We start from the raw sequence: 9,916 nt of genomic DNA on the forward strand, positions 1-9,916 counted from the left end.
GACGACCCGATGGATCGGCCGCGTCTCGTCCTTCACCGGGTGCACCCCGGCGAGGTAGCGGTCGCCGGTCTCCTGGTCGAGGAACGTCTCGAGCGGACGCATGACCGCACCGGTCACCAAGTCGGGGTAGAGCAGGCTCGCCACCGCCATGCTGTCGTTGATGCCCATGACCCGGCGTCCTTCCGGCTGCGGGTACGAGCGCGAGTAGAAGCCGGCATAGTCGCGGCTGATCGCCGTGATCAGCTGCGCGGGGGCGAAGCCGGTCGACGAGGCGATGTCGAGGAAGAAGTCCTCGGGCACCAGGGCCTGACGGGTGACGTACGGCCCGCACCAGGTGACGTCGCCCTCGTGGGCTGCCACGATGCGCGCCGCGTCGATGTCGAACGAGACGTTGGGGTCGCGCGAGACCCGGAACCGGCGATCCTCCCACGGCGCGGTGTCGTGGTACAGCGCCGGCCCGAGCGTCCCCACGATGGTGGTCGAGCGGAGTCGCTGCAGTAGGTCGGGCCGCTTCTCGAGAGCGGCGGCGAGGTTGGTCTGCGGGCCGAGTGCGACGTAGTCGATCTCGCCCTCATGCCGATCGACCAGGTCGAGCACGACGTCGACGCCGACCGGCTCGGGATCCACGGACTGCTCCGGACGAAGCCCGGTGTTGCCGAAGCCGTCCTCGCCGTGGATGCCGGGGTTCATCCGCAGCTCCTGGATGAGCGGCACGTCCGCGCCGCGGTACACGGGCACATCCGTGCGTCCGCAGGTGTCCAGCACGTAGCGGGCGTTGTCGGCGGCGCGCTCGCCGGTGGTGTTCCCGAAGACGCTGACCACCGCCAGGATCTCGACCTCGGGATCGGCGGCCAGCAGCATCAGCGCCAGCGCGTCATCCACGCCGGTGTCGGTGTCGACGATGACTCTTCTCATGAATGCTCTCCAGGTAGGGGGTCAGGGACGCGACAGCCCGAACGCGGCGAACGCGTCCTGCGTCGACTTCTCGGTCAGGAGGGTGACGAAGCGCGCAGCGTCATCCCCGGCGCCGGGGCGCGCGCCGATCGCGAACCGTCCATAGGACTGCAGTTCGTGCGGGATCGGTTCGACGATCTGCGGGCCGACGACGGAACGCAGCTCGCTGACCTGCTGGACCGCGACATCCGCCCGCCCGTCGAGCAGCGCTTCCACGGTGAGACCCGACTCGCAGCGAACGGCACGCTCGTCGATGCGCTCGAGAAGACCGCGCTCCCGGAGCACCTTCATGAAGTGCACTCCGCTCGCCCCGCTCAGCGTGTACGCGACGGCACGGGCGGCGAGCAGATAGTCGAGGAAGGCCGCCGCCGAGTCATCGGCCGGCACGGGCGCCCCCTCGAGCCGCGCGAAGCCCACGGACGAGACCGCGATCTCGGCGACCTGGGCCGGGTCCACCAGCCCCTGTTCGGCGAGGTCGGTCACCGACGACGAGACCCCGAGCACCAGGTCGGGGCGCTCCCCCGCGGCGATGCGCTCGAGGAGCACGGTCGTGGGCTCGAACTTCGCGTCGACGCGGACACCTGTGGCGCTCTCGAACGCCGGGATGATCTGCTCGACGAGGGGCTTCTTGACGACGAGGCCGCTGTACAGGGTGATCATGAGGGAGACCTTTCAGAGGGCGCCGCGAACGCGTGCAGCTGCGCAGGGGTGAGCGGGGCTGTGGCCAGACCGCGGGTGACGAAGAACAGCTGCGCGGTGTGCTCGAGCTCTTCCAGGGCGTCGACCGCCGAATCCAGATCGGCACCGGCGACGACGGGACCGTGATTGCGCAGCAGCAGAGCGTGAGTGACGCGCGCCGCCTCTTCCACGGCGGCGGTCGCGGCAGGGTCGCCCGGGGCGAAGTAGGGAAGCATCCGCAGCGCTCCCACGCGCATGCCGTAGTACGCGGTGAGGGGCGGGATCGGAGCATCCGCGTCGATGTCGGCCAGGCACGACACGGCGGCCGCGTAGACCGAGTGGGTATGCACGACCGCGTTCAGGTCGGGACGCACCCGCAGCATCGCGACGTGCAGGAACGCCTCCTTCGTCGGCTTCGGACCCTCGAGGTGCGTGCCGTCGAGAGCGACCACCGACAGCTGGTCCGCCTCGATGTCGGCGAGGCTGACACCCGTCGGGGTGAGCAGGACGCGATCGCCGTCCCGCACCGCGAGGTTGCCGGTGCGGCCGTGGGTGAGACCGCGGCGATGGATGGAGTGCGCGACGCGTTCGATCGCGCGGCGGGCGGCGGTGCTCATGCGGCGACCCCCTGCCGAGCGACATCCACGAACAGCTCCTCGTCACCGAAGTTCCCGGACTTGAGGATCAGGTGCACGTCGCGCCGCTCGTCGTGGATCCACGGCGCACCCGGCGCGACCTCCTCCCCCACGACCGCGACGGTGGTGCCGAGCGCGCGGATGACCTCACCCGAGGTCTCGCCACCGGCGATGAGCATGCGCTTCACCCCGCGATCCGACAGCTGGGCTGCGATGAGACCCGCCGTCCGCTCATACAGTTCGCCGGCACCCGGCACGTCGTCGCGACGCTCCGAGGCGGGACTGGAGGAGTAGAGGAGAGCGGCGGCATCGTCGGGCTGGCGGTCCCACCACTCCACCGCGCGTGCGGCGAGCTGCTCGGCGGTGTCGCCGGGTTCGGCCGCGATGCGGAAGGCGGGGCTTCCGGAGGAGACGAAGCGGTCGATCTGCTCGAGGGTGCGCCGCGAGCAGCTGCCCGCGATGATGGCGGTGCGCCCCGGAGGCGGCACCGGGGCTGCGGTGCCGCTCGCCGTCTCCCGCAGCGCGATCGCTCCGACGAGTCCGGCGGATCCGGCGACGAGCGCGTCGCGGTCGACGGCCTCCGCGAGGGCGGCGAGGTCGGCATCGGTGACGGCATCCGCCACCACCTGGAGGGTGCCCTCCGCGCGGGCCCGGCGCAGTGCCTCGCGCACCGCCTCGGCGCCCTGCTGCACCACATCCAGAGGCAGCGCCGCGACCGGTTCCGCGCTCTGCGCCGCGAGCAGCCGCAGCACCGACGAGTCGCGCATGGGCGTCACGGGGTGATCGCGCATGTGGGTCTCCGCGAGCAGCATGTCGCCGACGAAGAGGTGCCCGCGGTACACGGTGCGCCCGTGCAGCGGCGCGGCAGGAGTCGTCACGACCAGGTCGACACCGAGCTCGCGGGCGACCGCCTCGGTGACCGGCCCGATGTTCCCCTCGGCGGTGGAGTCGAAGGTCGAGCAGTACTTGACGTAGATGCGGTCGGCTCCGCGCTGTCGCAGCACCGTGAGCGCGGCGAGGCTCTGCGCGACGGCCTCTGCGGCGGGGAGGGAGCGCGTCTTCAGGCCGATGACGATGGCGTCGGCCGAGACCGCGGTGCCGTCGATGTCCGTGCCGAGCGCGAGAAGGGTGCGCAGACCCGCGCGCCGCAGCGCCGCGGCGACATCCGTGGCCCCGGTCACGTCGTCGGCGATGACGCCGATCATCGAGGACCCTCCTGGAGTGCCGCGGTCAGCCGTCGAGCAGCAGCGGCGGGGCCGTCCAGCACCGTGACGCCGAAGCGGTCCGCAAGAGGCGCAGCGGCGGCGGCGAGCGAGTACTGGGCGAGCACGATCAGGTCGTAGGGCTCGTCGACATCGGCGATCGCGGTGGCGAGGGCGTCGATCAGGTCCGGCGCAGCCAGCGGCACAGCCGCCGCGGGGACCACGAGCGGGTGCACCTGCGCCGACGATCCGCTCGCGACGAAGGCTTCCGTCAGCCGTGCCGTGCTGTCGCTCGCGGACGACTCGAGCGACGCGACCAGCAGCACCCGCGCGGGGGCGGCCGCGACGGCCTCGGCGAACAGCGGGCCGTCTGCCGACAGCACGGTGACGCCGTCGGCCTCGCGATCACGCCGGTCGGCGCGGATCCCGAACTGCGAGCAGGTGAGCAGCACGCCATCCGCTCCGCCCGCCAGAGCGAGCTCGATGAGGCTGTCCATGCGCGCGGCCAGCGGCGCGGTGATGCCGCCCTCGACATGCGCGTCGGCGAGCAGACGGTCGTCGAGCAGGTTCCACACGGTCGCCGTGGGAAGGGCAGCGGCGATGGCCGTCGCGGCCGGGGCGATCGCCAGCGGGGTGGCGCTGATGAGCGCGATCTTCGGGTCGGTCATCGGATGGTCCTCTCGATCCAGGAGAGCCCGTCACGGGTGCCCGCGACGGGGGCGTACTCGCAGCCGATCCACCCGGGATAGCCGCTCTGGGCGATCCGGGCGAGCACGCGCTCGTAGGCGATCTCGCCCGTGCCGGGTTCGCCGCGGCCGGGGTTGTCGGCGATCTGCACGTGCGCGACCACGGGACGCAGCTGCTCGAACCGTTCGATGAGGTTCCCGCGGTCGACCTGCGCGTGATAGACGTCGAACAGGACGCCGACGACCTCGGGGTCGACCTCCTGCGCGACCGTCGCCGCGGTCTCCATCGAGGCCAGGCCGTAGCCGGGCTGATCGCGCTTGTTGATCGCCTCCAGCGCCAGGCGCACACCCGTCCCGCGCGCCTGCTCGGCGGCCCAGGAGATGTTCGACACGTACGTCGCGAACGCGGCGTCCGCGTCGGCATCCGCCGGCTTGATGCCGGCCATCGCGTGCACGACGCCGGCGCCCAGGACGTCCGCGTACTCCAGCGCACGCAGCACGCCGTCGCGGAACTCCTGCTCCGCTCCGGGCACGTACGCCGCGCCCGAGGCGGTGGGCGAGCCCGCTGCACCGGCGGGGGTGTTGATGAGGATCTGCGTCAGGCCCGCATCGTCCAGCAGACGCCGCACCTCGGCCGGCGCGAGGTCGTAAGGCGACGCGAACTCCACCGCCGTGAACCCGGCCTCGGCCGCGGCGTCGAACCGCTCGACGAACGGCACCTCGGTGAACATCCACTTCAGGTTGGCCGCGAGGCGTACCGGCCCCGACGTGGTCTCGACGATCATGCCGACACCGCGTCGTAGTCGGGGTTGACCACGTATTCCGGAACAGCGCCGCGGAGCGCGGCGATCACGTTGCGGGCCGCCATCCGGCCGGATTCGCCGCGTGCCTCGCGGGTCGCGCCGGCGACGTGCGTCGTGGCGAGGATGCCGGGGGTGCGCAGGAGCGGGCTCGATGCGCTCAAGGGCTCGTCCGCGAAGACGTCGAGCGCGGCGGCGCCGAGGCGCCCCTCTCGCACGGCGTCCACCAGCGCGTCCTCATCGACGATCCCGCCGCGGGCGGTGTTGATGAGCACCGCATCGCTCTTCATCAGCGCCAACCGGGAGGCGTCGATGAGATTCCGCGTGGATTCGTCGAGGAAGAGGTGCAGCGTCACGAAGTCGGCCTCGCGCAGCAGGTCGTCCAGATCGAGACGACGGATGCCGTGGGCCGCGGCGAAGTCCTCGTCGAAGTAGGGGTCGTACGCGACGATGTGCATTCCGAACCCCGCGGCGATCGTCGCGACAGCCTTGCCGATCGAGCCCAGCCCGAGGATCCCGAGGGTCGACCCCTGCAGCTCCCGCCCGGTGAGCTGCTGCCACGTGCCCGCGGCCAGGTTGCTCACGTTCTCGGGGATGCGGCGAGCGCAGGCCAGCGCCAGGGCGAAGACGTGCTCGGCCACGGCCTGTCGGTTCGCGCCGGGGGTGACGCACACGGGCACCTGGCGCGCGGTCGCGGCGTTTACATCGACGCTGTCGTACCCGACGCCGGTGCGTACGACGATCTGCAGTGCGGGGGCGAGCGCGAACTCCTCCTCACCCAGCGGCCGCGTGCCGGCGATGATGGCGCGGGCTCCGGCAAGCGCGCCGGCCCGGTCGTCGGCATCCAGCAGTGCCAGCTCGGGTTCGTGCCGCGTCGTGAGGCCGGCCTCGCGCAGCATCCGATCGACCTCGTCGCCGGGCTCGAGGAATGCGGTGGTGATCAGCACGTCGTGGGAATCGGTCTTCGTCACCAGATCCCTCCTTCGTAGTCGGGGGCGGCGAATGCGCCGCCGTGCAAGGTGGGTGCGGGGGCGCTGAAGTCCACCGCGTCGGTGTGGTCGGCCGCGTCGTCGCGGGGCACGTAGCCGATGGCCGCCCAGCCCGCGTCGCCGTTCCACCAGCGTTCGGTGTTGGCCGAGCAGCCGTAGACGACCTGGCAGCCCACGGGAGCGCTCTCGATCGCGCAGCGGAAGAGTTCGATGCCGTCGCGCCAGCTGAGCCAGAGGCCGAGCTGGCGCCTGTCCTCGGGCGCCGGGCGGAAGGTGCCGATGCGCACGAGCACCGACTCGACGCCCCACTTGTCGTGGTACAGGCTGGCGAGGGCTTCGCCGAACGCCTTCGACACCCCGTAGAAGGTGTCCGGGCGCAGCGGCGCGCTCTCGTCCAGGACCTCGCTCGCGGGGTGGAAGCCGACGACGTGGTTCGAGCTGGCGTAGACGACGCGACGCACACCTGCTCGCCGCGCGGCTTCGTAGACGTGGTAGGTCCCGTCGATGTTGACCGTGCGGATGCTGTCATACGGGGCCTCATCGGCGATGCCGCCGAGGTGCACGATGACGTCGACACCTTCCGCAGCCGCGGTGAGGGCATCGAGGTCGCCGAGGTCGCCGATCACGACCTGCTCCCCGGGGAACAGAGGCTCGTCGGCGTCGGAGCGCGCGAACAGCACGACGCGGTCGTAGCGGGAGGCGAGTCCTTCGCGGATCACCCGGCCCATCCGTCCGGTCCCGCCGGTGTACAGCACTGTCGTCATCGTCATCCTCTCCTTCGACACCGGCGCTCAGCCGATGCTGCGGTCCTCTTCGCCCGTCGAGGCGCCGGAGAAGAACCCGATCTCCGCCCGCTGCGGGCGCCGACGACGGGCGGTGCGTCCGTCCCAGCGCAGCTCCACATCGTGTCCGGGAACGAGCGCGGCCCCGGTGTCGGTCAGCAGCGAGCGCATCGCGTCGATAGTCGCGGCACTGGCCTCGGCGTCCAGCGTGGAATCGACCCGCCCCGAGGCGAGCTCGTACACGTTCTTCACCGCGTCGCCCGCGAACACGCGCTTCTCCTCGGCACGGTCGAGGTAGAACGCGAGGTGGTGCGGGGTGTGCCCGGCGCTGTCGATCGCGTGGATGCCCGGAAGCACCTCCTGCCCTGCGGCCATGGGCTCGACACGGTCGGTGCGACGGAGGAGCTCCTGCACGTGCAGGTCGGGGATGAACGGCGTACCGGCGGGCTGATCCGCCGCCCAGCGCAGCTCCTTCTCACCGACCCAGGTGGTCGCGTGGGCGAACATGGGGAAGTTCGAGACGTGATCCCAGTGCATGTGGGTCAGCAGCACGTCGGTCACATCGTCCGTCGTCAATCCGAGACGCTCGAGGCCCGCGTGGATGAGGGGGATGTACGCGGGCTGGCCGGCGTCGATGAGCACCCGACGCACGCCGTCGTCGAGGAGCCACAGACTGCTCCAGCCGAAGGCCCCGTGCGAGCTCGATTTCCCGGGGAAGCCCTCCACGAGTGGACGCGCGACGTAGCCCGACGATCCCGCTGATCCGGTCGTCGGCGTCGACATGGGTCCCTCGTTCTGCGCCATCACAAAAAATAGTATAGCGCAGGAAAGGGGGAACTGACAGGCCGATCAGCCCTCGAGAAGCCTCTCGGTCGCTCCCACGATGTGGTGGCGCATCGCCTCGGCCGCGCCGTCCGCGTCGCCGGCCTTGATCGCCTCGTAGACCGCATCGTGTTCCGGCGCCGCACTGACGGCCCCCGTGCGTCCGAACTTCGAGAACAGTCGGAACCGCTGGATCTGCCCACCGAGTGCGGCGTACGACAGCTCAAGGAAGGCGTTGCCGGACTGCGCCGCGATCATCATGTGGAAGCGGGCGTCGCTGCGCCAGTACAGGTCGAAGCCCTCGGTCTCGGTGTCCGCGACCTCGGCCGAGCGGCGGAAATCCTCGACCGCCTCACGCAGCCCCTCCAGGAACTCGGGCGTCGTGCGCAGAGCGGCCTCGTACGCGAGACGGGGCTCCAGCAGAACGCGGGCCTCCCCCAACTGCTCGACCTCTTCGCGCGTCATGACCGGGGCCACCTGGTAGCCGCGCAACGCCTCGCGCTGGACGAGCCCGGTGTGCTCCAGGCGCGCGAGCGCCTCACGCAGGGGGGTCTGGCTGACGTCCAGTTCGCGCGACAGGGCGCCGATGTTCAGGCTCTGCCCCGCCGCCCGCTCTCCCGACATGAACTGATGCAGCAGCACCTCGTACATTCGGTCGGCGATGGGCTGCTTCGTCGATCGCCCGGCCACATCTTCTCCCCTCGAAGTCCTTCCGTCGAAGACTACCGGTCGACTCCACGGCGCCTGCACGGACGCGCGGCCGCCGCGGCGACCGACCCCCTCCCGCACGAGGTTGCATCCGAACTTCGCACGGAGAGGTTGACACAATCGAGATATATCGTGTTACGCTGGCCACACACGATATATCGTGACCCTACACACAGGAGAAGCACATGACCGAGAAGTGGCTCATCGCCCCGGGCGAGGAACGCGTCATCGACATCGAGTCCGTCACCCGCCTCAAGGTGGGCCTCGTCGGCGGACAGGTGGACATCATCGCCCACGACGAACCGGGCATCCGCATCGAGGTGCACGGCGTCACCACCAAGGACCTCCGCATCGAGTCCCACGACGGCGAGGTCGAGATCGACCACCCGCAACTGGGCTGGGACAACTTCCTCGAGGTGTTCCGCAACTTCGGCTCCGGCGGCCCCCGTGCCGAGGTGAGCGTCGCGGTCCCCCGCGCGATCGCCCTGAACCTCGGCGTCGTCAGCGCCGGCGCCCTCGTCTCGGGCCTCCGCAACGACGCCCGCCTCAACACCGTCTCGGGCGACATCATCGTCGACACCCTGATCGGCGACCTCACCGTCAACTCGGTCTCGGGCGACGTGCAGGTGCGCGGCCTCACCGGCTCGATCAGCGCGAACAGCGTCTCGGGCGACGTGGCCGTCACGGGTGCGATCCGCAAGGCGACCGTCGACATCGTCTCGGGTTCGACGCTCGTGGATGCCGCGGGAGACGTGAACACCATCAACATCAACTCCGTCTCGGGCGGCACCACCGTGCGCCTCGACGAGTCGCTGGCCGCGAACTACGTCGTCCGCACACTGAGCGGACGGCTGCTGATCGACGGCGTCGAGCGCAGCTCGACCGGCCCCAGCAACTACACGGGCACGAAGGGCGAGCTCTCGGGACGATTCGTCGACCTGCGCGCGAACTCCGTCTCCGGCGGCGTCACCGTCCTCCGCCGCACGCCGGCCTCGATCACGGAAGACGAGGAGTGGGAAGCATGAGCCCCGCCGTCTTCTCCCACGGCGACCTGCGCCTGTATCTGCTGTCGCTCCTCGCCGAGGCGCCACAGCACGGCTACGGCATCATCCAGTCGCTGACCGACCGCACCGGCGGCACGTACACGCCCAGCGCCGGCACCATCTATCCCCGCCTCGCGAAGCTCGAGGAGGAGGGACTGGTCACGAAGACCGTCGACGGCCGCACCACGATCTACGCGATCACCGAGGCCGGGCGGGCCGAACTCGCGTCGCGCGAGGGCGACCTCGCCGGCATCGAGGCAGGACTCACCGATTCGGTGCGGCTGATCGCGAGCGAGGTGCGCCAGAGCGTCCAGGACGCGATGAAGAGCCTCCGCGCCGATCTCGCCGCCGCCGAGAAGGGCGAGCGCACGGCGGCCAAGAGCCGCCCCCGCACGGCGACCGACGACTCCCGGCTCGTCAGCCGAGAAGAGATGCACCGGGCGGATGCCGTCATCAATGCCTTCCGTGCACGGGTCCGCACCGACCTGCGCACGCACCTCGCGAAGGGTGGCACGCTGTCTCCGTCGGTCGTCACCGAGCTGGAGGATGCCCTCGACAACGCGGCCCGCGGAGTCACGGTCTCGCTGAGCAGCTCCGGATCCTGAACATGCAGAGGG

At 70.7% G+C, this 9,916-nt stretch carries 12 protein-coding genes; 2 read left to right on the forward strand and 10 right to left on the reverse strand.

Annotated elements, in window-relative coordinates; genetic code table 11:
• The 10 genes from ACNPM4_RS07860 to ACNPM4_RS07905 form a co-directional block, all read right to left on the reverse strand.
• On the reverse strand, positions 1-915 hold a 915-nt coding region (locus ACNPM4_RS07860), incomplete at its 3' end, for a nucleoside hydrolase (protein ID WP_448985318.1).
• A 21-nt stretch (positions 916-936) separates the two neighbouring features.
• The gene (locus tag ACNPM4_RS07865) at positions 937-1,614 is read right to left on the reverse strand and encodes a substrate-binding domain-containing protein (RefSeq protein WP_448985319.1); all 678 of its coding nucleotides are present in this window, start codon (positions 1,612-1,614) and stop codon (positions 937-939) included.
• A complete protein-coding gene (locus tag ACNPM4_RS07870) occupies positions 1,611-2,249 on the reverse strand; it encodes a class II aldolase/adducin family protein (protein WP_448985320.1) in 639 nt (212 codons plus the stop codon). The genes ACNPM4_RS07865 and ACNPM4_RS07870 overlap by 4 nt, the downstream gene beginning before the upstream one ends.
• A complete protein-coding gene (gene otnK, locus ACNPM4_RS07875; protein WP_448985321.1) occupies positions 2,246-3,472 on the reverse strand; it encodes a 3-oxo-tetronate kinase in 1,227 nt (408 codons plus the stop codon). The genes ACNPM4_RS07870 and otnK overlap by 4 nt, the downstream gene beginning before the upstream one ends.
• The gene (locus ACNPM4_RS07880; protein WP_448985322.1) at positions 3,469-4,137 is read right to left on the reverse strand and encodes a hypothetical protein; all 669 of its coding nucleotides are present in this window, start codon (positions 4,135-4,137) and stop codon (positions 3,469-3,471) included. Before ACNPM4_RS07880 ends, otnK begins: the two co-directional genes overlap by 4 nt.
• Entirely contained in the window at positions 4,134-4,940 is an 807-nt protein-coding gene (locus tag ACNPM4_RS07885; protein ID WP_448985323.1) for a hydroxypyruvate isomerase family protein, read from the reverse strand. Before ACNPM4_RS07885 ends, ACNPM4_RS07880 begins: the two co-directional genes overlap by 4 nt.
• On the reverse strand, positions 4,937-5,926 hold the full coding sequence (locus ACNPM4_RS07890; protein ID WP_448985324.1) for a phosphoglycerate dehydrogenase: 990 nt from the start codon (positions 5,924-5,926) through the stop codon (positions 4,937-4,939). The genes ACNPM4_RS07885 and ACNPM4_RS07890 overlap by 4 nt, the downstream gene beginning before the upstream one ends.
• Positions 5,923-6,708 (reverse strand): NAD-dependent epimerase/dehydratase family protein, encoded by a 786-nt coding sequence (locus ACNPM4_RS07895; protein WP_029263710.1) that lies wholly within the window; start codon positions 6,706-6,708, stop codon positions 5,923-5,925. The genes ACNPM4_RS07890 and ACNPM4_RS07895 overlap by 4 nt, the downstream gene beginning before the upstream one ends.
• Before the next feature lie 27 nt (positions 6,709-6,735).
• Positions 6,736-7,509 carry an MBL fold metallo-hydrolase gene (locus tag ACNPM4_RS07900; RefSeq protein ID WP_448985325.1) on the reverse strand — a complete coding sequence of 258 codons (774 nt, stop codon included), beginning with the start codon at positions 7,507-7,509 and terminating at the stop codon, positions 6,736-6,738.
• A gap of 66 nt (positions 7,510-7,575) precedes the next feature.
• Complete coding sequence (locus tag ACNPM4_RS07905) at positions 7,576-8,238, reverse strand: GntR family transcriptional regulator (protein WP_029273917.1); 663 nt, start codon at positions 8,236-8,238, stop codon at positions 7,576-7,578.
• A 203-nt stretch (positions 8,239-8,441) separates the two neighbouring features.
• Between ACNPM4_RS07905 and ACNPM4_RS07910 the strand changes: the two genes are divergently transcribed.
• Positions 8,442-9,281 (forward strand): DUF4097 family beta strand repeat-containing protein, encoded by an 840-nt coding sequence (locus ACNPM4_RS07910; RefSeq protein ID WP_029263713.1) that lies wholly within the window; start codon positions 8,442-8,444, stop codon positions 9,279-9,281.
• Entirely contained in the window at positions 9,278-9,904 is a 627-nt protein-coding gene (locus tag ACNPM4_RS07915; RefSeq protein ID WP_029263714.1) for a PadR family transcriptional regulator, read from the forward strand. Before ACNPM4_RS07910 ends, ACNPM4_RS07915 begins: the two co-directional genes overlap by 4 nt.
• The last annotated feature ends 12 nt before the right edge of the window (positions 9,905-9,916 follow it).

Source organism: Microbacterium umsixpiens (genome assembly GCF_053543675.1).

What these genes read in the sequence shown, in the direction of transcription:
- ACNPM4_RS07910 (WP_029263713.1), top strand. Translation starts at nt 8,442, where the DNA reads ATGACCGAGAAGTGGCTCATCGCCCCGGGCGAGGAACGCGTCATCGAC.
- ACNPM4_RS07895 (WP_029263710.1), bottom strand. Translation starts at nt 6,708, where the DNA reads ATGACGACAGTGCTGTACACCGGCGGGACCGGACGGATGGGCCGGGTG.
- ACNPM4_RS07880 (WP_448985322.1), bottom strand. Translation starts at nt 4,137, where the DNA reads ATGACCGACCCGAAGATCGCGCTCATCAGCGCCACCCCGCTGGCGATC.
- ACNPM4_RS07900 (WP_448985325.1), bottom strand. Translation starts at nt 7,509, where the DNA reads ATGTCGACGCCGACGACCGGATCAGCGGGATCGTCGGGCTACGTCGCG.
- ACNPM4_RS07885 (WP_448985323.1), bottom strand. Translation starts at nt 4,940, where the DNA reads ATGATCGTCGAGACCACGTCGGGGCCGGTACGCCTCGCGGCCAACCTG.
- ACNPM4_RS07870 (WP_448985320.1), bottom strand. Translation starts at nt 2,249, where the DNA reads ATGAGCACCGCCGCCCGCCGCGCGATCGAACGCGTCGCGCACTCCATC.
- ACNPM4_RS07915 (WP_029263714.1), top strand. Translation starts at nt 9,278, where the DNA reads ATGAGCCCCGCCGTCTTCTCCCACGGCGACCTGCGCCTGTATCTGCTG.
- otnK (WP_448985321.1), bottom strand. Translation starts at nt 3,472, where the DNA reads ATGATCGGCGTCATCGCCGACGACGTGACCGGGGCCACGGATGTCGCC.
- ACNPM4_RS07865 (WP_448985319.1), bottom strand. Translation starts at nt 1,614, where the DNA reads ATGATCACCCTGTACAGCGGCCTCGTCGTCAAGAAGCCCCTCGTCGAG.